The sequence below is a fragment of the Cryobacterium adonitolivorans genome (assembly GCF_004402695.1).
GTDB lineage: Bacteria > Actinomycetota > Actinomycetes > Actinomycetales > Microbacteriaceae > Cryobacterium > Cryobacterium adonitolivorans.
The window spans coordinates 1-20220 of record NZ_SOFL01000029.1 but is presented as its reverse complement, the minus strand read 5'-3'; the positions used below and the strand labels follow the sequence as shown (position 1 = coordinate 20220).

The 20220-nt window shown below is 69.2% G+C and carries 20 protein-coding genes; 9 read left to right on the top strand and 11 right to left on the bottom strand.

Annotated features, from left to right (window positions below; genetic code table 11):
• Positions 1-52: 52 nt before the first annotated feature.
• The 5 genes from kynA to purQ are packed head-to-tail and all read left to right on the top strand — an operon-like array spanning position 53 to position 4222.
• Positions 53-907, top strand: a complete 855-nt coding sequence (kynA, locus tag E3O42_RS08815; RefSeq protein ID WP_134453586.1) for a tryptophan 2,3-dioxygenase — start codon at positions 53-55, stop codon at positions 905-907.
• A complete protein-coding gene (locus tag E3O42_RS08810; RefSeq protein WP_134453585.1) occupies positions 904-1902 on the top strand; it encodes an amidohydrolase family protein in 999 nt (332 codons plus the stop codon). Before kynA ends, E3O42_RS08810 begins: the two co-directional genes overlap by 4 nt.
• Positions 1899-3215, top strand: a complete 1317-nt coding sequence (locus E3O42_RS08805; protein WP_134453584.1) for a kynureninase — start codon at positions 1899-1901, stop codon at positions 3213-3215. Before E3O42_RS08810 ends, E3O42_RS08805 begins: the two co-directional genes overlap by 4 nt.
• 39 nt (positions 3216-3254) lie before the next feature.
• Positions 3255-3524 carry a phosphoribosylformylglycinamidine synthase subunit PurS gene (gene purS / locus E3O42_RS08800; protein WP_104162566.1) on the top strand — a complete coding sequence of 90 codons (270 nt, stop codon included), beginning with the start codon at positions 3255-3257 and terminating at the stop codon, positions 3522-3524.
• Positions 3524-4222, top strand: a complete 699-nt coding sequence (purQ, locus tag E3O42_RS08795; protein WP_134453583.1) for a phosphoribosylformylglycinamidine synthase subunit PurQ — start codon at positions 3524-3526, stop codon at positions 4220-4222. The genes purS and purQ overlap by 1 nt, the downstream gene beginning before the upstream one ends.
• Positions 4223-4313: 91 nt before the next feature.
• On the opposite strand, the gene mgrA is transcribed toward purQ, so the two are convergent.
• The gene (gene mgrA, locus E3O42_RS08790) at positions 4314-5339 is read right to left on the bottom strand and encodes an L-glyceraldehyde 3-phosphate reductase (RefSeq protein ID WP_134453582.1); all 1026 of its coding nucleotides are present in this window, start codon (positions 5337-5339) and stop codon (positions 4314-4316) included.
• 123 nt (positions 5340-5462) lie between these two features.
• Here mgrA and E3O42_RS08785 point away from each other — a divergent pair, with 123 nt between their 5' ends.
• Positions 5463-5933, top strand: coding sequence for a DUF3817 domain-containing protein (locus E3O42_RS08785; RefSeq protein ID WP_241984734.1), 471 nt, complete (start codon positions 5463-5465; stop codon positions 5931-5933).
• Between the two features lie 165 nt (positions 5934-6098).
• Positions 6099-8405, top strand: a complete 2307-nt coding sequence (gene purL / locus E3O42_RS08780) for a phosphoribosylformylglycinamidine synthase subunit PurL (protein ID WP_134453580.1) — start codon at positions 6099-6101, stop codon at positions 8403-8405.
• 132 nt (positions 8406-8537) lie between these two features.
• Here purL and lhgO read toward each other — a convergent pair whose 3' ends face one another.
• The 10 genes from lhgO to E3O42_RS08730 all read right to left on the bottom strand — a co-directional run bounded on the left by lhgO (position 8538) and on the right by E3O42_RS08730 (position 18500).
• Complete coding sequence (lhgO, locus tag E3O42_RS08775; RefSeq protein WP_134453579.1) at positions 8538-9746, bottom strand: L-2-hydroxyglutarate oxidase; 1209 nt, start codon at positions 9744-9746, stop codon at positions 8538-8540.
• A gap of 129 nt (positions 9747-9875) precedes the next feature.
• The gene (locus E3O42_RS08770) at positions 9876-10817 is read right to left on the bottom strand and encodes an SDR family NAD(P)-dependent oxidoreductase (protein WP_134453578.1); all 942 of its coding nucleotides are present in this window, start codon (positions 10815-10817) and stop codon (positions 9876-9878) included.
• Positions 10814-11266 (bottom strand): chorismate mutase, encoded by a 453-nt coding sequence (locus tag E3O42_RS08765; RefSeq protein ID WP_134453577.1) that lies wholly within the window; start codon positions 11264-11266, stop codon positions 10814-10816. The genes E3O42_RS08770 and E3O42_RS08765 overlap by 4 nt, the downstream gene beginning before the upstream one ends.
• Positions 11267-11374: 108 nt before the next feature.
• The gene (locus E3O42_RS08760; RefSeq protein WP_338144942.1) at positions 11375-12316 is read right to left on the bottom strand and encodes a DMT family transporter; all 942 of its coding nucleotides are present in this window, start codon (positions 12314-12316) and stop codon (positions 11375-11377) included.
• Between the two features lie 91 nt (positions 12317-12407).
• Positions 12408-13073, bottom strand: a complete 666-nt coding sequence (locus E3O42_RS08755) for a GNAT family N-acetyltransferase (protein ID WP_134453576.1) — start codon at positions 13071-13073, stop codon at positions 12408-12410.
• Positions 13074-13160: 87 nt separating this feature from the next.
• Complete coding sequence (locus E3O42_RS08750) at positions 13161-14447, bottom strand: adenylosuccinate synthase (protein WP_088457403.1); 1287 nt, start codon at positions 14445-14447, stop codon at positions 13161-13163.
• Positions 14448-14451: 4 nt separating this feature from the next.
• Positions 14452-14970 (bottom strand): DUF3151 domain-containing protein, encoded by a 519-nt coding sequence (locus E3O42_RS08745; protein ID WP_134453575.1) that lies wholly within the window; start codon positions 14968-14970, stop codon positions 14452-14454.
• A 109-nt stretch (positions 14971-15079) separates the two neighbouring features.
• A complete protein-coding gene (locus tag E3O42_RS08740) occupies positions 15080-15652 on the bottom strand; it encodes a TetR/AcrR family transcriptional regulator (protein WP_134453574.1) in 573 nt (190 codons plus the stop codon).
• Positions 15653-15689: 37 nt separating this feature from the next.
• Positions 15690-17822, bottom strand: coding sequence for a YhgE/Pip domain-containing protein (locus E3O42_RS08735; protein ID WP_134453573.1), 2133 nt, complete (start codon positions 17820-17822; stop codon positions 15690-15692).
• Entirely contained in the window at positions 17823-18500 is a 678-nt protein-coding gene (locus E3O42_RS08730; protein ID WP_166787938.1) for an ATP-binding cassette domain-containing protein, read from the bottom strand. It lies immediately after the preceding gene.
• Positions 18501-18743: 243 nt separating this feature from the next.
• On the opposite strand from E3O42_RS08730, the gene E3O42_RS08725 reads away from it, so the two are divergent.
• Positions 18744-19418, top strand: a complete 675-nt coding sequence (locus E3O42_RS08725) for a hypothetical protein (protein ID WP_174844241.1) — start codon at positions 18744-18746, stop codon at positions 19416-19418.
• Positions 19415-20220 (top strand): YhgE/Pip family protein (locus E3O42_RS08720; RefSeq protein ID WP_194092316.1); only part of this gene is annotated, 806 nt, incomplete at its 3' end. The genes E3O42_RS08725 and E3O42_RS08720, both read left to right, overlap by 4 nt.

Below are 20220 nucleotides of genomic sequence, written 5' to 3'. Positions count from 1 at the left end.
ACAATTCACAGGAAGACAACCGGTGCACCATGCGCCCGGCGGAAAGGAACCCGTGTCAGTCGAGAACAACACCCGCGACCTCGAGCCTGAGATCGTGACCGATTTTCGGGAGCGGATGAGCTACGGCGGCTACCTGGACCTAGGCACCTTGCTCTCGGCGCAGATGCCCGTGAGCACACCGGAAAACCACGACGAGCTGCTCTTCATCATCCAGCACCAGACCACTGAGCTCTGGTTGAAGCTGGTGCTGCACGAACTGCGCGCCGCCGCGGAGCACCTGCGGCACGATCGCTTGCCGCCGGCGCTCAAGGGCATCGCGAGGGTCAAGCACATTCAGCGCACCCTCACCGAGCAATGGTCGGTGCTCGCGACGCTGACCCCCACCGAATACGCCCAGTTCCGGGACTTCCTCGGCAGCTCATCCGGGTTCCAGTCTTATCAGTACCGGGCGGTGGAGTTCGTGCTCGGCAACAAGCATCCGCGGATGCTCGAGGTGTTCGCAGACGACCCTGACGCACTCGCCCTACTCACCGAGGTCTACCAGGCGCCGAGCATCTACGACGAGTTCCTGCGTTACCTGCACCGGCAGGGCTTCGACATCCCCGCCACCGTGCTCGAACGCGACGTCACCGAGGCGTGGGTGCTGCACCCCGAGCTGGTGCATACCTTCCGTGGCATATACGAGAACGAGACCGAGAACTGGAATGTCTACGAGGCCTGCGAGGAGCTCGTCGACGTCGAGGACAACTTCCAGCTCTGGCGATTCCGCCACCTGAAGACCGTGCAACGCATCATCGGCATGAAGCCCGGCACCGGCGGCTCCAGCGGCGCCGGGTTCCTGCAGAAGGCGCTCGAACTCACCTTCTTCCCCGAGCTGTACGCCGTTCGCACCGAGGTGGGCCGGTGACGGCAATACTGCCCGGGTTCCTGGACGCGCACGTGCACCTGGCGTTGATCGACCCGGCACGGCTGGCCGGCGGCGGCATCGGCCGGGTGCTCGACCTCGGCGGCTGGACGCCCGCCGGTGACCCCGAGGGCCGTGCGCCCAACGGGACTGCCGGGTTTCCCGAGACGCGGTTCGCCGGCCAGTTCCTCGGTGCCCCCGGCGGCTACCCGAGCCGGCAGTCCTGGGCGCCCGCCGGCAGCTCCTGCCCCGTGGCGTCGCCGGCCGAGGCTGGCGGCGCCGTGCAACGCCAGGCCGCGGCCGGCGCCTCGGTGATCAAGGTGACGCTGAACTCGGCGGCTGGTCCGGTGCTCGCGGCCGACACTCTCGCGGCCATCGTGGCGGCGGCACACGAACGGATGCTGCCCGTCGCCGCCCACACCGAGGGCCCCGACCAGGCCGCGGCCGCTTTCATCGCCGGGGTCGACCTGCTCGCGCACACCCCGTTCAGCGAGGCCCTGCCGATCGAGCTGCTCGGCGCGATGGCCGGCCGGATCACCTGGATCAGCACGCTGGACATCCACGGCTGGGGCGCACCGACGGCGGCGTTCGCCGTGGCCTGCGACAACCTGGCCCGGTTCCACCTCGTGGGCGGCCGGGTGCTCTACGGCACCGACCTCGGCAACGGGCCGCTGCCGGTCGGGCTCAACCGGCGGGAAATCGAGGCGCTGCTGGCCTGCGGCCTCTCCCCCGACGACGTGCTCGCCGCGCTCACCGCCGACTTCCCTGGCCGGCCGGACGCCGCCGGGCCCGCCACCACGGGGCAGGTTACCGTTATACCCGGCGACCGCCCCGCCGACCCGCACGATCTGGCCGGTTTCACCGACTGGCTGCTCTCCGCCCATTCACTGCCCGCCCACTCACTGCCCGCCCACGCACTGCCCGCCCACTCACTGCCCACCCGCGCACTGCCCGCCCGCGCGCTCACCCGGCCCAACCTCGAGGACCTCCGATCATGACCCAGCACGACACCAGCGTTGCCGAGGGCCTCGACGCCCACCTCGCGTTCGCCCGGCGGATGGACCGCATCGACGGCCTCGGCCACTACCGTCGCCGGTTCGTGGGCCTCGACACCGCCGCCACCCCAGCCCCGGACGCACCCTCGATCGTCTACCTCGACGGCAACTCCCTGGGCCGCCCTACCATCGCCAGCGTCGAGCGCATCACCGACTTCCTCGGCACCGCCTGGGGCAGCCGGCTGATCCGTGGCTGGGACGACGAGTGGATGGCGTTGCCGCTGACCATCGGCGACGCACTGGGCAAGGCCGCCCTGGGCGCAGCCCCCGGCCAGGTGTACATCGGCGACTCCACCACCGTCACCCTCTACAAGCTCGCCCGCGCCGCCGTCGACTCACTGCCGGAGCGCAGCGAGATCGTGCTCGACACCGACAACTTCCCCACCGACCGGTACGTGCTCGCCGGCATCGCCGCCGAACGCGGCCTCACCCTGCGCTGGATCGAATCGGGCACCACCGGCGGCGTCACCGTCGACCAGGTGCGCGCCGAGGTGGGCCCGCAGACCGCACTCGTCGTGCTCAGCCACGTGGCCTACCGCTCCGGCTACCTCGCCGATGTGCCCGCCATCACCGCCGTCGCGCATGAGGCCGGCGCCCTGGTGCTCTGGGACCTCTGCCACTCGGCTGGCTCCGTGCCGGTGAACCTCGACCTCGATGGCGTCGACCTGGCCGTGGGCTGCAGCTACAAGTACCTCAACGGCGGCCCGGGCGCCCCCGCGTTCGGCTATGTGCGCGCCGAGCTGCAGCCCGACCTGTCCCAGCCGATCCAGGGCTGGATGGGTGCCGCCGACGTGTTCGCGATGGGACCGGGGTACGTGCCGGCCACGGGCATCCGCCGGTTTCTGAGCGGCACGCCCGCAATCGTTGGCATGCTCGCCATGCAGGACACCATCGCCATGATCGACGAGGTGGGCATCGACCAGGTGCGCGCCAAGTCGGTGGCGCTCACCGAGTTCGCTCTCGAGCTGGTGGATGCCTGGCTGGTGCCGCTGGGCGTGACCGTGGCCTCCCCACGCGAGCACACCCACCGCGGCGGCCACGTCACCGTGAACCACCCGGCCATGCGCCAGGTCACCCGGATTCTCTGGGAGCACGACGTAATCCCCGACTTCCGCGCGCCCGAGGGCCTGCGGATCGGGCTGTCGCCGCTGAGCACCAGCTACGTGGAAACCTATGACGGCGTCGCGGCTGTGCGGGACGTGTTGCGTGGCATCCTGCTCGGCCAGGCCGGACTCGGCTCGGCTGCTGGCCTGTAGAATCGACGCATCCGCCCCCGACGTCTTACGGAGTGAGCCATGCCAACCATCGTCGTAGAAGTTATGCCCAAGGCAGAACTGCTCGATCCCCAGGGCAAGGCCGTCGCCGGCGCCCTTCGCCGCCTCGGCAAGACCGAGTTCACCGGCGTGCGCGTCGGCAAGCGGTTCGAACTCACCGTGGAGGGCCCCGCGGACGCCGCGCTGCTCGCCGAGGTGCAGGAACTCGCCGACACCGTGCTGTCCAACTCCGTGATCGAGGATGTCACCAGCATCTTCGTGCTCGAGGCCGTCGCCGGGGAAACGCACTGATGCGCATCGGCGTCGTCACGTTCCCGGGCTCGCTCGACGACCGCGACGCCCAGCGCGCCATCCGCCTGGCCGGCGCGACGCCGGTTGCCCTGTGGCACGGCGAGCACGACCTGCACGGCGTGGACGCGCTCGTACTACCGGGCGGCTTCAGCTACGGCGACTACCTGCGCTGCGGCGCCATCGCCAGCCTCTCGCCGATCATGGCCGAGGTCATCGACGCCGCGAACAAGGGTATGCCCGTGCTCGGCATCTGCAACGGCTTCCAGATGCTCACCGAGGCACACCTGCTCGAGGGCGGGCTGATCCGCAACGAGGCCGGCGCGTTCATCTGCCGCGACCAGCGTCTGCGCATCGAAAACACCGACACCGCCTGGACCAACGGGTTCACCGCAAACCAGGAAATCACCATCCCGCTGAAGAACGGCGAGGGCGGCTTCATCGCCTCCACCGACACCCTGGCCCGCCTCGAGGGCGAGGGCCGCGTTATCGCCCGTTACCTCGACGTGAACCCGAATGGTTCGCTCAACGAGATCGCCGGCATCAGCAACGCGCGCGGCAATGTCGTGGGCCTGATGCCGCACCCCGAGCACGCCGTGGAACCCGGCTTCGGCCCTGACACCGCTCTGGCGATGCGCAGCGGCGTGGACGGGCTCGCGTTCTTCACCTCGGTGATCGAGCGTTCGCTGGTCAACGCGTAGGTCGTGCCTGCGCCGAGTTGCCCTGTTTCGGACGAATTGCCCCGGTGCGCCGGGGCAATTCGCCCGTTAAGGGGCAACTCGCGCTCCGGAACTAAACGGCGCTGGACGGCTCCCAGAGGTTGATGCCCAGGTCGACGGCGTGCTCGTCGATCGCGGTGACCTCCTCGGCAGTGAACGCGAGGTTGTCGATCGCGGCAATGTTCGTCTCCAGCTGCTTCACCGATGACGCACCGACGAGCGCCGACGTGACGGTGCCCCGCCGCAGCACCCAGGACAGGGCGAGCTGGGCGAGTGACTGGCCGCGCGCATCCGCGATCTCGGTCAGGGCCCGGATGCGCCCCACCGTCTGGTCGTTCACCATGTCGCGGCTCATCGAACCGGCCTGTGAGGCGCGGGAGCCCTCGGGCACCCCGTTCAGGTAGCGGTCGGTGAGCAGCCCCTGGGCCAGCGGGGAGAAGGCGATGCAGCCGACCCCGAGGTCGTCGAGGGTGTCGAGCAGGCCGTCCTCGACCCAGCGGTTGAACATCGAGTACGACGGCTGGTGGATGAGCAGCGGAGTGCCGAGGTCGGCGAGAATCGCGGCGGCCTGCCGGGTGCGCTCTGGCGAGTACGAGGAGATGCCGGCATACAGCGCCCGGCCGCTCGCAACCGCGGTGTGCAGGGCTCCCATGGTCTCCTCGAGCGGCGTTTCCGGGTCCGCCCGGTGGGAGTAGAAGATGTCGACGTAGTCCAGGCCCATCCGTCCGAGGGACTGGTCGAGGCTGGACAGCAGGTACTTGCGCGAGCCGAAGTCGCCGTACGGTCCCGGCCACATGTCGTAGCCGGCCTTGGTCGAGATGACGACCTCGTCGCGGTGGGCGGAGAAGTCTTCGCCGAAGATCTGGCCGAAATTCGTTTCGGCACTGCCGTAGGGCGGGCCGTAGTTGTTGGCCAGGTCGAAATGTGTGATTCCGAGGTCGAAGGCCCGCCTCAGGATCGCGCGTTGCGTCTCCATCGGGACGGTGCCGCCGAAGTTCTGCCACAGGCCCAGCGAGATCGCGGGAAGCTTGAGGCCGCTGCGCCCGGTGCGGCGGTAGGGCATGGAGTCGTATCGGGTGTCGTCGGGAAGGTGAGTCATCGTCTCATGCTGGCACAGTGCTACGGCGACGGGGTCCAACCTTCGACGGATGCTCTGCCCAGACTGAACTGTCAGGCTGAGACCCTACCTACCTGCCACCCAACGCCGTACGGAGTTCTCCCCGTGTCACCCCGCCTGCTCTATCGCATCCTGTCCATCGCCGAGGCGATCACCTGGACCATCCTGATCACCGCGATGCTGCTCAAGTACGTGTTCGCACCCGGCGCCTTCGGTGACGGCGCTGTGCGGGTCGGGGGCTTCGTGCATGGGCTGGTGTTCCTGGCCTACGGGATCACCGCGGTGCTCGTGGGAGTGAACCAGCGCTGGCGGCCCCGGCTGATGCTGCTCGCCGTGGCCACCGCCGTGGTGCCGTACGCCACGATCCCGTTCGACCGCTGGCTTGAGCGACGCGACCTGCTCGACGGCGGCTGGCGCCGGGAGGCCACGGACGACCCCCGTGACCAGACCGTCGCGAGCCGGTTGCTGCGGTTCGGGCTTGCCCGGCCGGTGCTGCTGGCATCCGTTCTCGTGGTGGGCCTGGTCGTGGTCTTCACGGTGCTGCTCACCATGGGCCCGCCCGGCGGCCAGAGCTAGCCGCCCGCGCCGCATCCGGCTTTCGGCTCGGGCGTTCGCCGAGCGCGGGTTAGGCGCCGTCAGTTGGTTGGTTGCGCGCACGGTAGCCGGCTACCGGACCGCCAGTGATGCGGGCCGGTAGACTTAGCGGGTCAAGCATCCGCTATCTCTGGGAGAACGCCACTCGTGACCGCTGTTTCCAATACATCCTCCCGCGGCGTCGCTGACACCGTGACAAATGCGATCAATACTCCCGAGAAGGAGCAGCCGTACGCTGCCCTCGGGCTGACGCCCGGCGAATACGCCGAGATTCGCACCATCCTGGGCCGCCGCCCGACGTCGGGTGAGCTCGCCATGTACTCCGTCATGTGGAGCGAGCACTGCTCCTACAAGAGCTCGAAGAAGTACCTGCGCCAGTTCGGCGACAAGGTCTCCCCGGCCATGAAGAAGAACCTGATGGTGGGCATGGGCGAGAACGCCGGCGTGCTAGACGTCGGCGAGGGCTGGGCGGTCACGTTCAAGATCGAATCGCACAACCACCCGTCCTACATTGAGCCGTTCCAGGGCGCCGCAACCGGCGTCGGCGGCATCGTGCGCGACATCATCTCGATGGGCGCCCGCCCGGTCGCCGTGATGGATGCGCTGCGCTTCGGCGACATCAACGACCCCGACACCGCCCGCGTCGTTCACGGTGTGGTCTCCGGCATCAGCTTCTACGGCAACTGCCTGGGCCTGCCCAACATCGGCGGCGAAACCTGGTTCGACAAGGTCTACCAGGGCAACCCGCTGGTCAACGCGCTGTCCGTCGGCGTGCTGCGCCACGAGGACCTGCACCTGGCCAACGCCTCGGGCGCCGGCAACAAGGTCGTTCTCTTCGGAGCCCGCACCGGCGGCGACGGCATCGGCGGCGCATCCATCCTGGCCTCGGACACCTTCAGCGAGGGCGGCCCGACCAAGCGCCCCGCCGTGCAGGTGGGCGACCCTTTCGCCGAGAAGGTGCTCATCGAGTGCTGTCTCGAGCTGTACCGCGAGAAGCTCGTCGAGGGCATCCAGGACCTGGGCGCCGCGGGTATCTCGTGCGCCACCAGCGAGCTGGCCTCCAACGGCGACGGTGGCATGTACATCCAGCTGGAGAAGGTGTTGCTGCGCGACCCCTCCCTCACCGCCGAAGAGATCCTGATGAGCGAGAGCCAGGAACGAATGATGGCCGTCGTCACGCCGGAGAAGCTCGCCGGCTTCCTCGCCGTGGTTCAGAAGTGGGACGTGGAGACCAGCGTGCTCGGCGAGGTCACCGACTCCGGCCGCCTGATCATCGACTTCCACGGCGAAGAGATCGTCAACGTCGACCCGCGCACCGTCGCCGTCGACGGCCCGGTCTACGACCGCCCGGTGGCCTACCCCACCTGGATCGACGCGCTGCAGGCCGACTCCGCGTCGGCGCTGCCCCGGGCGACGGATGCCGCGACGCTGCAGGAGCAGTTCCTCGCGCTGCTCGGCTCGCCCAACCTGGCCGACCCGAGCTGGATCACCGACCAATACGACCGCTACGTGATGGGCAACACCGCCCTGTCCTTCCCCGACGACGCCGGCATGATCCGCATCGACGAGGAGTCCGGCCTCGGCTTCGTCATCGCCACCGACGCGAACGGCCGTTACTGCCAGCTCGACCCGTACCGCGGCGCCCAGCTGGCCCTCGCCGAGGCGTACCGCAACGTGGCCGTCACCGGTGCAGTGCCTGTCGGCATCAGCGACTGCCTCAACTTCGGCTCGCCGGAGAACCCCGAGGTCATGTGGCAGTTCTCCCAGGCCGTCGAAGGGCTGGCGGATGGCTGCCTCGAGCTGGAGATTCCGGTCACCGGCGGCAACGTGTCGTTCTACAACCAGACCGGCGACCAGCCGATCCACCCGACCCCGGTCGTGGCCGTGCTCGGCGTGATCGACGACGTGGCCCGCCGGGTGCCCAGCGGTTGGCAGGACGACGGACACAACATCTACCTGCTCGGCATCACCCGCGAGGAGCTCGACGGCTCCGCGTGGTCCGCCGTGGTGCACGACCACCTCGGCGGCATGCCGCCCGTGGTGGACCTCGGCCGCGAAGCCGACCTCGCCGGGCTGCTGCACGCCGCGTCGATCGAGGCCCTTATCGACAGCGCCCATGACCTCTCGTCGGGTGGCCTCGCGCAGGCCCTCGCCGAGGCCGTGCTCCGCTTCGGTGTGGGCGCCCGGATCTGGCTCGGCGATATCCTCGAGCGCGACGGCGTCGACGCATCCGTGGCCCTGTTCTCGGAGTCGACCGGCCGCGTGCTGGTCTCGGTACCGCGTGAGGACGACGTGAAGTTCCTCGGCCTCTGCGAAGGCCGCAACTACCCGGTGCTGCGCATCGGCGTGACTGATGCGACCGCCCCGGTCCTGGAGATCCAGGATTACTTCACGGTGCCGCTGACCGAGCTGCAGTCCCGTCACCGCAGCACGCTGCCGAACGCGTTCGCGTAACTCGACCAGTCACACGAAACGGCTCTCGGAAGCGTCGCTGCACCTGCTGTGGCGCCATGCGCCCACTATGGAGGGCGCATCGGGCCATCAAGGGTGCACGGAACAGCATCCGGGGCGGGGCGCCACAGTCACCTACTCGGTGGCGCGGGCCAGAACGTAGTGCTCGATCACGTGCTCCGCGATCGCCATCGACGCCGTGGCCGCCGGTGAGGGGGCGTTCCGCAGCAGGGTGACCGGGCCCACCTGGTCGACCGCGAAATCGTCGAGGAGGGTGCCGTCCCGGCGCCACGCCTGGGCGCGCACACCGGCGGCGGTCTTCGTGCTGAGGTCGGCCATCCTCAGCTCGGGGATGAAGCGGCGGGCCTTGCGGTAGTACAGCGGTTTCAGCAGCGAGCCGCTGATCTCGTCCACGCCCATCCGCCAGTGCTGTTTCGCCAGGGTCCCCGCGCCCGGCCAGCGCAGCGACTCCCAGGTGTCCTTCGGTGAGACGGTCAGCCAGGTGTAACCCTCGCGGGCGAGCGCCGGCACCGCGTTGGGCCCCACGTGCACGTCGTCGTAGACGCCGCGGGTGAAGTGCACGCCGAGGAACGGGAACCGCGGGTCGGGCACCGGGTAGATCATGCCGCGCACCAGGTCGGTGCGGGCGGCATCCAGCGCCCAGTACTCGCCGCGGAACGGCAGGATCTTCGGCGACGGGTCCGCGCCGACCAGGCGCGCCACCAGGTCGGACTGCAGCCCGGCGCAGGCGATCACCCTGTCGAAGACCTGCTCGTCGGTAGTCGTGCGCACGTGCACGGTCGGGCCGTCGATCTGCAGAGCAACGACCTCCTGGCTGGTGAGGACGGTGCCGCCGTTGGCGCGGACATCCTGCGCCATCGCCTCGGTGATCGCGCCGTAGTCCACCGCCGCGGTGTGCGGCGAGTGCACCGCCGCGATGCCCGCCACGTGCGGTTCGATCTCGCGGATGCGGGCCAGGCCGTCGAGCCGGGCCAGACCGGGCACCCCGTTGGCAAGCGACCGCCGTTCGATGTCGGCGAGGGCCGCGAGTTCGGACTCGTCGACCGCGACGACGAGTTTGCCCACCTCGCTGTATGGCAGGTTCTTCTCGATGCAGAAGTCCCGGATGCTGAGGCGACCCGCAGCGCACAGCTGCGCCTTGAGCGTGCCCGGCTGATAGTAGAGGCCGGCGTGCACGACCCCGGAGTTGCGCCCGGTCTGATGCTTGGCAAGCTGGTCTTCCTTCTCGAAAACGGTGACCTCGCTGAGGCCACGCAGCGCCAGGGCACGCGCAATGGCCACCCCCACGATCCCGCCGCCGATGATCGCAATCCGCTCGCCCATGCCCGTCCGTCCCGTCGCACCGCCCGTGGCGGACCACCGGTTCGACGAACCGCACGGTTGCATCCTGCTCCCGGAGTGCCGGGTGGGCAATGCCTCGGCGTGTGTGGCGGGCCTGGCGGGGATGTCGGATCAGGCAGGCAGGGCGAAGGGCGCGTCGACGAGGGCCTCGGTACGGGTGAAGAGGTGCTCGGCGATGCCGCGGTCCAGAGAGGTACGGGTGGGGTGTTGCAGGGCCGGTGCGCCCCGGGTCAGGAACCGCGGGCCGTAGTACTGGCCGCCGACAGCGGAGGGGTCGATAGCCGCGCGCACCGTGGGCCAGGCGCCAGCGCCTTTGCCCTGGGCGCCGATGAAGCCTTGCAGGGTATCGGCGAAGCGCTTGGACCGGCTGACCTCGTTGACCCCGCGGATGCCGGGGGTGAGTCCCGAGATCGAGTAGCCGGGGTGCGACACCAGGCTCTGCACACCGTGGGGGCCGCCCTGGCCGGCGGCGCGCAGCCGACGATCGAGCTCGAAGCCGAACACCTGCATGGCGATCTTGGACTGCGCGTAGGCCTTCCAGTTGTTGTAGGTGACCTCCAGCTGCAGGTCGTCGAGCGAAGAGTCCATCAGCCGGGAGATCATCGAGCCGAGCGACACCACCCGGCTGCCCGGGGTGCGCTGCAGCACCGGCAGCACGAGGCTGGTGAGCAGGAAGTGCCCGGTGTAGTTAGTGGCGAGCACCAGCTCGGCGCCGTCCAGGCTCACTGAGCGGTCCTGCGGCGGGTGCACGATGCCGGCATTGAGGATGAGGCCGTCCAGCTGCGGGAATTCGAGCATCCGGTCGGCGGCGCTGCGCACCGAGGCGAGATCGGCCACGTCGAGGGCGAGGGCGGAGACGGATGCTCCCGGCACCCGCCCGCGGATCGCGGCGATCGCCGCGGCGACCTTCGCCGGGTTGCGGCAGGCGAGCACCACGTGGGCGCCGGCGCCGGCCAGCTGCTCACTCGTGAAGTAGCCCAGACCCGCGTTGGCGCCCGTGACGACGAAGGTGCGGCCGGACTGGTCAGGCAGCGCCCGCGGGTTCCAGCTCATGCGGAGGCGGCGGGGTGGGCCGGGTCGGTGGAACCCGCGGGGGCGTCGGTTTCCGCGGGAGCAGATGCCGTGGGAGGGGTTGCTGCGGCCGGGCGCGACGCGGACGTGCCCGCGGTCCTGGCGCCGCCGGAGTCGCCGGCGATCTTCTCGTGGTGGTGGATGACCTCCGCGATGATGAAGTTGAGGAACTTCTCGGCGAAGGCCGGGTCGAGCCTGGCATCCTCGGCCAGGCCGCGCAGGCGCTGGATCTGCAGGAACTCGCGGGCCGGGTCGGCCGGCGGCAGGCCGTGTTGGGCCTTGAGCCGGCCCACGCTCTGGGTGAACTTGAAACGTTCGGCGAGCAGGTGGATGAGTGCGGCATCGATGTTGTCGATGCTCTGGCGAATGCCCTGCAACTCATTGATCGCGTCCTGCCCCGCGTCAGCGGGCAATTCCTCGTTTACAGCCATGTCTTTACGATATTGCACCTACTTGGATGCCCGCGCCGCGTTGCCTCGTTCCGGTCGAACTGCCCCGGCACAGCGGGGCATCTCGTCCGCAGGTGGGCAACTCGCGAGTCAGGCGGTGCGGGGCAGCCCGATCGGCAGGCGCAGCCGCTTCTGGGTGAGCAGGATGCCGAGCAGCACGAGCACGGCTCCGGCCGGTTCGTGCCAGGAGAAGGTCTCGGCCAGCACCAGCACGCCGAGCATCACGCCGACCACCGGGGTGACGTAGGTCACCGTCGATGTCGTCGTCGGCCCCCAGGCACGCAACACGTTGATGTGCCAGATGTACGCGAGACCGGTGCCGAGCACCCCGAGGGTGAGCAGGCTGAGCACGATCGGCACGCTCAGGGTCATCGGCTGCCAGGCGAGAACGGGCGTGAGCACCAGCATCACGGCGCCGGCCAGGCCGATGTTCAGGAAGGCGAAGGTGGTGCCCGCGATGGGCCGGCCGCTGAGGTGCTTGCGAGTGTATCCGAAGGTGAAGCCGTAGCAGAGCGCCGCGCCCAGGCAGGCGAGTTGGCCCCAGAGGTCGCCGGTCAGCTCCGAGTACTGCCACGGCGCGATGATCACGACGACACCCATGATGCCGATCAGCACGCCGATCACCTGGTCGCGGGCGAGTTTTTCCACCCGGAAGACGGCGGTCACCATGAGCGCAGTCATGATGGGCGTGACGGCGTTGTAGATGCTGGCCAGGCTCGATGACACGTACTGCTCCGCCCAGGCGAACAGCAGGTGCGGCACCACGCATCCGGTGAACGCGATCACCAGGAAGTGCAGCCAGACGATGCCCTCCCGGGGCAGCACCGGACCGCGGTTCACGCGCGGGCGCGTGGCCAGCACGATGAGGCCCAGCGTGAGCCCGCCGAGCACCAGGCGCGACCAGGCCACCTGGCCGAAACTCACGCCGTCGAGGGCGACCTTCATGAACAGGAAGCTGGCACCCCAGACCACCCCCATCCCGAGGAATTGCGGGGCGACCCTGGAGCTGCGGGGGCTGGAAATGTCAGTCACTCGCTGACCCTAGCCCACGGGCGCGGTGGCCGGCGGGTGCTGTGACCGCCACGAACGGTGATGTCCGAAAATCGCGGGCGGATGACCGGAATCAGCTGGGCGTGACACGACGGCGAGGTGCCCGCGGGTCGCGGTATTCCACGGCGGTGCCGCCGAACACGTCGAGCCGCTTCTGCAGCCCGGCCTGTACCACGGGCCACTCGTCGGCGAGCACCGAGTAGACGGCAGTATCCCGCCAGGACCCGTCCGCCCGGCGCTGCACCCGCCGGTTGATGCCCTCGAACTGGGCGCCGATGCCCAGGATCGCGGCCCGGGATCGCGAGTTGAGCACGTCCGCCTGGATCTTGACGCGGCCGAAGCCGTTGTCGAAGGCGGCGCCGAGCATCAGCAGTTTGGTCTCCGGGTTCACCGCGGTGCCCCACACCTGCGGGGTGTAGGCGGTCCACCCCAGGTGCAGCGCCTCGTTGGGCAGGTCGACGTCGCCCAGCGTCGAGGTACCCACCAGGTCGCCGGCGTGCGGGCCGGAGACGACGCGCACGGCGTACGGCTGCGCATCCCACTGGTAGTACTTGACCGCGAACGCCACGAAGTCGTCCAGGGCGGCGGGCAGGCCGTGCGGGCCGCCGCCGTAACCGCCGGCGAAGACGGCCGGATGCGCGATGGCGCGGTGCAGCTCGGGTAGGTGGGCCCGGCTGAGCGGTTCCAGGCATACGAAACGCCCCGTCAGCAGTCTCGCGTCTGGTGCTTGCGCAGTCACGTGGGCTCTCCATTCGCCGAACTGTGAGCTGAGCCCCAAAAACTCGGGGTTTTCGGGGCTTTGCTCACGGTTCGCGGGCCGTGCAGGTTAATCGATGAGGTCGTGGCGGGTGAGGATGGCCTCGCGGTCGGGGCCCACCCCGATCGCGGAGATGCGGGCGCCGCTCATCGCCTCGAGGGCGAGCACGTAGTCCTGCGCGTTCTTGGGCAGGTCTTCGAAGTGGCGCACCATGGTGATGTCCTCGGTCCAGCCGGGGTACTCCTCGTAGACGGGCTTCGCGTGGTGGAAGTCTGACTGCGACACGGGCACCTCGTCGAAGCGCACACCGTCGACCTCGTAGGCGACGCAGACCGGGATGGTCTCCAGGCCCGTAAGCACGTCGAGCTTGGTGAGCACGAAGTCGGTGACACCGTTGATGCGGGCCGTGTAGCGGGCGATCGGGGCGTCGTACCAGCCGCACCGGCGCGGGCGGCCGGTGGTGGTTCCGAACTCGAAGCCCTTGGCGCGCAGGAACTCACCGGACTCATCGAACAATTCGGTGGGGAACGGGCCGGCGCCGACACGGGTCGTGTACGCCTTGACGACCGCGATGATGCGGTCGATCCGGTTCGGGCCGATGCCGGAGCCGGTGACGGCGCCGCCGGACGTGGCGTTCGACGACGTGACGAACGGGTAGGTGCCGTGGTCGACATCCAGCATCGTGGCCTGGCCGCCCTCGAACAAGACGGTCTTGCCCTCGGTGAGGGCCTGGTGCAGCAGAAGCGCGGTGTCGGCGACCATGGGGCGCAGGCGCTCGGCGTAGCTGAGCAGGTCGTCGACGATCTCGTCGACCGTGATGGCGCGGCGGTTGTACACCTTGACCAGCATGTGGTTCTTCTGGCCGAGGGCACCCTCGACCTTCTGGCGCAGGATGTTCTCGTCGAACAGGTCCTGGATGCGGATGCCGACCCGGTTGATCTTGTCGGCGTAGGTCGGGCCGATTCCGCGGCCGGTCGTGCCGATCTGGCGCTTGCCCAGGAACCGCTCGGTGACCTTGTCCATGGTGCGGTGGTACTGCGTGATGACGTGCGCGTTGGCGCTCACGCGCAGCTTCGACACGTCGACGCCGCGGGAGCTGAGGGCATCGAGTTCCTCGAACAGCACCTCGATGTCGACGACGACGCCGTTGGCGATCACCGGGGTGACGCCGGGCGTGAGGATGCCGGAGGGCAGCAGGTGCAGTGCGTACTTCTCGTTGCCCACGACCACGGTGTGGCCGGCGTTGTTTCCGCCGTTGAACTTGACGACATAGTCGACGCGGCTGCCGAGGAGGTCGGTGGCCTTACCCTTACCTTCGTCGCCCCACTGGGCGCCGATCAGAACAATTGCTGGCATGGGGTTAGTTGTCTCCTCGGATAACAAAAGCGGCGGTCGGCGGGGCCGGGTCGTCGCCGGGTGAAACGGCGGGCTGAATCGCCGGGAATATCTGGGTCTCGGTGTGCTGCGAGCGCAGCCGGGTGATGACGGTGGGGTCTGCGCCCTCGAGGAACGCGGTGAGGCGTTCGAACTCGTCGGTCTCGCCGATCTCGGCCGCGGCGCGGCGGAGGGCGAACAGCGCACGGAGCACGCCTCGGTTGGGTTCGTGTGCCCACGGGATCGGTCCCTGGCCACGCCAGCCGGCCTTGCGCAGCGCGTCGAGCCCGCGGTGGTAGCCCACCCGGGCATAGGCGTACGCCTCGAGCAGGCGACCCTGGCTGTGCGTGTAGTCGGCGAGCGCCGACCATGCCAGCGATGACTTCGGATACGCCGCCACCACCGTCGCAATATCCTGCGTTGCGGTTCGGCTGAGCGCCTGGGTCACCTCCGGTTCCGCGGGTAGGAGGGTCTCGGGCTGTTCGATCAGATTTGCGCCGGTCACACTCGATACTACCGCGACCCGAGATTCAGCCCCGCGAGCAGTGACTTAAGCACCAAAAATCGCGAGATTCTGGGGCTTTACTCACAGTTCGCGGAAAGCGGGACGAGGGTCAGGCGAGCAGGCCGCCGGAGAGGGACTCGAGGATGGCCGCCGAGACCTCGTCGCGGTGGCGGTTCGGCTCGAAGACCAGCCATTCCAGGCCGGCCATGAGCACGGCGCCGAACACGCTCGACGCCATCAGCCCGCTGGTGCCCGCCGCCGCGGTGGCCGGCTTGGCCTCAGCGATCGCCTCGGCGAAGACCGCGAGGGCATCGTGACGCAGGGCGAACAGGGTCTTCTGCCAGGCCCGGTCGGTGCGGAAGATTTCGGCCGCCATCAGCTTGGCCAGGCCGGCGTTGGCCTCGATCCGGTCGAGCAGCACAGTGATCAACGCCTCCAGCGCGGCACGGCCGTGCAGGCCGGCGCGCGCCTCGCGGAGGGAATCGGCAAGCGCGCCGACCCCCTCCTGCAACAGGGCCTCGAAGAGGTTGTCCTTCGAGCTGAAGTTGTAATACAGGCTGCCCTTGGCCACCCCGGCGAGCTCCGCGACGTCATCCATCGTGGTGCCGGTGATCCCGCGGGTGGCGGCCAGCTCCAGCGCGGCATCCAGGATCGCTCGTTTTGTTCCAATCGCGCGGGGCATGGCCGGTCCTCTCAGTGCACTCGGTGCGGGCTACAGGCTAGATGGTCAGCTCGGGGTGCAGCCGGGTGATCGTCCACATCCGCTGTCGCGACGCGCTCCAGGCGCTGATGGCGATCGAGCCGACCAGGATGCCCACGAGCACGAGCACGGAAAGCCACAGTCTAGAGTCGATTCCTCCGGTGATGAGCTGTCGCAGGCCGGTGACCACGTACGAGGCGGGCATCCACGGATGCAGGATCTGGAAGAACTGCGGCGTGGTCTCGACCGGGTAGGTTCCGCCCGACGAGCTCAGTTGCAGCATGAGCAGCACCAGGCTGACCACGCGGCCGGCGGCGGTGCCGAACAGGATGATGAACATCTGTTGCAGCGCCAGGAACGCCAGCGTCGTGAGGTAGATGAACGCCGACATGCCCAGCCAGTGCGCGGGGGTGAGCCCGATGCCGTAGACCAGCACCAGGACCATAATCACGACCTGGCTGAGGCCGATCGCCATGGCCGGCAGGAACCCTGTCATCGTGGCGCGCAGCCCGGAGGCGGCGCTGGCCAGCGCCCGGGTGGGCAGGGCCCGCAGGATCAGCCAGGTGATCAGCGCACCGACGAAGGTGGCCAGGGCGAGGAAGAAGGGTGCGAAGCCCTCACCGAAGCTGTCGGAGGCGTTCTCCCAGGTCTGCGTGAGGTCGACCGGGTTGGCGATCACCGAGGCCTTCGTGGCGATCTGCGCGTCGCTGTCGTCCGGCGCGGCGGCCGCGCCGGTCGCGAGGGCGTCGGCGAGCGTGTGGCTGCCGTCGGCGAGTCGCACGGTTCCGGACTGCAACGCGGTGCCGCCGTCGACCAGCTTGGTGCTGCCGTCGACGAGCGTGCCGGTGCCGTCGGCCAGGCTGCTCGCGCCGTTGGCGAGAGTGGCCGAGCCGGTGGCCGCGGTCGCCGCTCCGGTGGCGAGCCGGCCGGCTCCGGCCGAGAGTGCGCCGGCGCCGGTGGCGACGTCGCCGGCACCGGATGCCACCTGGGCGGCGCCGGGGGCGCCGGCAGTGAGGGCGTCGGAGAGTTGGCCGAGACCGGCGGCGAACTGACCGCTGGAGGTCGCGTAGCCGGAAATCTGGGTCGCGGCGCCCTGCGTCTGGGTGTTGAGGGTGTCGGCGCCGCTTGCGAGCTTCGTCACCGAGGGCAGGAAGGCGGACGCTGGTGTGCCGGCCGGGGCCGCCGCGATGGCTGCCTCGAGATCCGTCAGGCCGCCAGAGAGCGTGGTTGTACCGGCGGCGAGCTGACCGGCGCCCGTGGCGATCGAGGTCGCCCCGGCGGCAAGCTGGTCGGAGGAGTCGGAGAGGGTCGCTGCCCCCGTGGCGGCCTTGGCAAGGCCGTCGGACACCTTGTGGGATCCGTCGGCGACCGCCGTTGCACCATCCGAGAGCGCGACCGACGAGTCGGACAGGGTGGTCGCGCCCGTGGACAGCGTGCCGAGCCCGGTTGCCAGGGTGGATGAGCCGTCGGCCAGGTGCGCGGCGCCGTCGTTCAGCGTCACGGCGCCCGCGGAGAGGTCGCCCAGCCCGTCCACGAGGGTGCCGGTGCCGGTCTCGGCCGTCCCGAGGCCATCGGCGAGGGTGCCGGCGCCCTCAGCGGCGCTGCGGATGCCGTCGCCGGCCTCGTTCACGGCCACGAGCATCGCGTTGACGGTTTGGTCGCCGATGTTCAGGGACACGGCGTCGCGCAGCTGCACCATGGCCTGCTTGCCCAGGGTTGAGGCGAGGAAGCTGTTGCTGTCGTTGTAGTCGACCTGCACCTCGGCCGGGGTGGGGGTGTCGGTGCCGGCCGAGACCGCGTCGGTGGAGAAGTCGGCGGGGATGGTGACGGAGAAGTAGTAGTCGCCGTCGGTGACCCCGGTGGCAGCATCCGCGGCGCTGGTTTCGACCCAGCCCAGGTCATTGCCGTCGATGAGCTTGTCGACGAGGTCGTCGCCCGCGGTGACCGCTTCGCCGTCGCGGGTGGCGCCGGTGTCGGTGTTCACCAGGGCGACCGGGAGATGGCTGAGCTCTTTGTCGGGCGCCCAGAATGCCCACAGGTACAGGGCGCCGTAAATCAGGGGAATGAACATCAGCACAACCAGAGCGATCTTGGGCAGGGTGCCCTTGCCGAATCGGCGCAGCTCCGTGCCCGTAGAAAGGAAGGCGAACATCTAACGAATCTCCTGGTTCATATACAGGACGGTCGGGTCGATGCCCAGTTCCGCCCACATTTCGCAGTCCGGTGCGATCGCCGAAGCGATCACGGGGGTGCCGGACTGTACTATCGCGCCGAGCCGGTGCCAGAGCTGGCGGCGGGCCTGGGCAGAGTGCACCTGCTCGACCTGGTCGAAGAACAGCACGTCGGGTCGGCTCATCATGGCCAACGACGCGCGCAGCAGCACCATCTCAACCTCGTCGAGGTCCCAGATCATGGTGCTCGCGGCGGGCACGGGGATGTCGCCGAAGATGGGACCGCAGACGCGGGTGACCTCTGCGTCGTCGACCGCGCGGATGAAGGACCACCACGGGGCGAGCCAGGCGTGGCGTTCGCGGATGGCCGCGGCCACACTGACCGACTCCTCGAGGGTGTCGATGCCGTGGAATCCGGACACGCCAGTGCGGCGCTGAACCCGCCGGGCATGGCGGGGCAGGTCCTCTCCGAGCACGGACAGGCTGCCGGAACTGGGCCTCATGCGCCCGGCCAGGGTGAGGAGCAGGCTCGTGCGGCCGCTGCCGGCCGGACCGCAGATCACAGTGAGGCCGTCGTCGGCGCTGAAGCTCAGCGGCCCGAAAACCACGCCTCGCTTGTAACTCACGGTCAATTCATCCGCTACCAGTGTCGCCTGCACGTCGATCCTTTCTCGCCGGTACTTTTGTACCGACCAGTCAGTATAGATCGGTTCACCGGAAGGATGCAACCACGCCGCTGATCCGGGTCGTACCTGAGAGATTTAAGAGCTCATACTGACTAGTCAGCACAAAGCGGGTTGGGTGAATTAGAGTGTGACCCTGTCGCAGCGCCGCGATTCCTCTTTCCCCCAGGATTCGGTCCGGCGTCGGTCGGGCTCCCCTCTATTACTGGAGGCGCTCGCATGCGCGTTACCCTCACCGCCGTCACCAAAGGACCGAAGGACTCGGCCCTCCCCGAAACGACCCTGGAATTCACCAGCGGCGCCGTCACCTTCGCCCGAGCCGAAACCGAACGCCGCCCCACGGTCCTGGGCCTGATCGCCTCGGGCCGGATGCGACCGGATGCCGGAACGGTCACGCTCGACGGACACACCGACTATGCGGGCCTGCGCCGCCAGATAGCCCTGGTCGACGCCCTCGGCGTCTCCGAGCCGGCCGCGGACGTGAAGGTCGACGAAGTCGTGGCCGAAGAGCTGATGTTCGCCGGCCGTCTCGGTCGGCGCCGCACGGTCACGAGGGTTCTCACCGAGCTCGGACTCGCCGACCAGGCACGCTCCGACATGGGCGACCTCGCGCCCGATGACCGCATCCGCCTGCTGACCGAGCTGGCCGTGCTCCGCGACGGCGTTCTGGGCCTCGTGCTCACGTCGCCCGACCGCCACGGCGGCGACCCGCTGGGCTGGTGGGACGTCGCCGGCGGCCTGGCCGCGCGGGGCTATGCGGTGCTCGTCATCGCCGGCGATGCCTCGGCGCACGCGATCGCCGACCTGGAACTGGCCAACCTCGAGCCGGCCGGGGAATTGCCCGCCGGACTCGTCCGCTCACCCCTCACCCCCGTTGGAGCCGACGTCCTGTGAAGATCTTCGCCATGATCCGCGCCGAACTGGCGCGCCTGACCGCCACCACCATGTCCCGCGTCGCGCTCGTCGCGCTGATGCTGGTGCCCGTGCTCTACGGCGGCCTCTACCTGTGGGCGAACCAGGACCCGTATGCGGGCCTGGACCGGGTGCCCGTTGCCCTCGTGGTGTCCGACACCGGTTCGGAGCTGGACGGCGCCGCCACCAATTACGGCACCGACGTCGCCGAACAGCTCATCGACGACGGCACCTTCGACTGGCACACCGTGACGGCCGCGACGGCGAGGGCCGGCGTCGCCGACGCCAACTATGACTTCAGCGTGACGATTCCCGCCGATTTCTCCAGCTCGATCGCCTCCTCGTCGACCGATACCCCGCGCCAGGCCACGATCACCCTCACCACCAACGACACCAACAGCTACCTCGCCTCCACGATCGGCAGCCAGGCCGCGCAGACCATTCGGGATGCCATCGTCGAACGGGTCAACGAGCAGGCCGCCGACACCCTGCTCATCGGCCTGTCCGACATCCGTTCGAGCCTGGCCGACGCCGCCGACGGCGCCACCGAACTGACGGATGGCGCGTCGACCGCTGTCGACGGCGGCGGCAGCCTCGCGGACGGGGCGGGTCAGCTCGCCGACGGCACCGGCCAGCTGGCCACGGGAGCCGGCGCCCTCGCCGAGGGCACCGGGCCGCTCGCCGACGGCGCCGGGCAGGTCGCCGACGGCACAGGCAAGGTCGCCACAGGCTCCGACAGCCTGGCCGCCGGCGCCGCACAGCTCAGCACGGGCGTGGGCAGCCT

Excerpts from the sequence above, each read along its gene's own strand:
- purQ (WP_134453583.1), top strand. The coding sequence starts at position 3,524 with ATGCGCATCGGCGTCGTCACGTTCCCGGGCTCGCTCGACGACCGCGAC.
- E3O42_RS08725 (WP_174844241.1), top strand. The coding sequence starts at position 18,744 with ATGCGCGTTACCCTCACCGCCGTCACCAAAGGACCGAAGGACTCGGCC.
- purS (WP_104162566.1), top strand. The coding sequence starts at position 3,255 with ATGCCAACCATCGTCGTAGAAGTTATGCCCAAGGCAGAACTGCTCGAT.
- mgrA (WP_134453582.1), bottom strand. The coding sequence starts at position 5,339 with ATGACTCACCTTCCCGACGACACCCGATACGACTCCATGCCCTACCGC.
- E3O42_RS08735 (WP_134453573.1), bottom strand. The coding sequence starts at position 17,822 with ATGTTCGCCTTCCTTTCTACGGGCACGGAGCTGCGCCGATTCGGCAAG.
- E3O42_RS08770 (WP_134453578.1), bottom strand. The coding sequence starts at position 10,817 with ATGAGCTGGAACCCGCGGGCGCTGCCTGACCAGTCCGGCCGCACCTTC.
- E3O42_RS08765 (WP_134453577.1), bottom strand. The coding sequence starts at position 11,266 with ATGGCTGTAAACGAGGAATTGCCCGCTGACGCGGGGCAGGACGCGATC.
- lhgO (WP_134453579.1), bottom strand. The coding sequence starts at position 9,746 with ATGGGCGAGCGGATTGCGATCATCGGCGGCGGGATCGTGGGGGTGGCC.
- E3O42_RS08750 (WP_088457403.1), bottom strand. The coding sequence starts at position 14,447 with ATGCCAGCAATTGTTCTGATCGGCGCCCAGTGGGGCGACGAAGGTAAG.
- E3O42_RS08805 (WP_134453584.1), top strand. The coding sequence starts at position 1,899 with ATGACCCAGCACGACACCAGCGTTGCCGAGGGCCTCGACGCCCACCTC.
- E3O42_RS08740 (WP_134453574.1), bottom strand. The coding sequence starts at position 15,652 with ATGCCCCGCGCGATTGGAACAAAACGAGCGATCCTGGATGCCGCGCTG.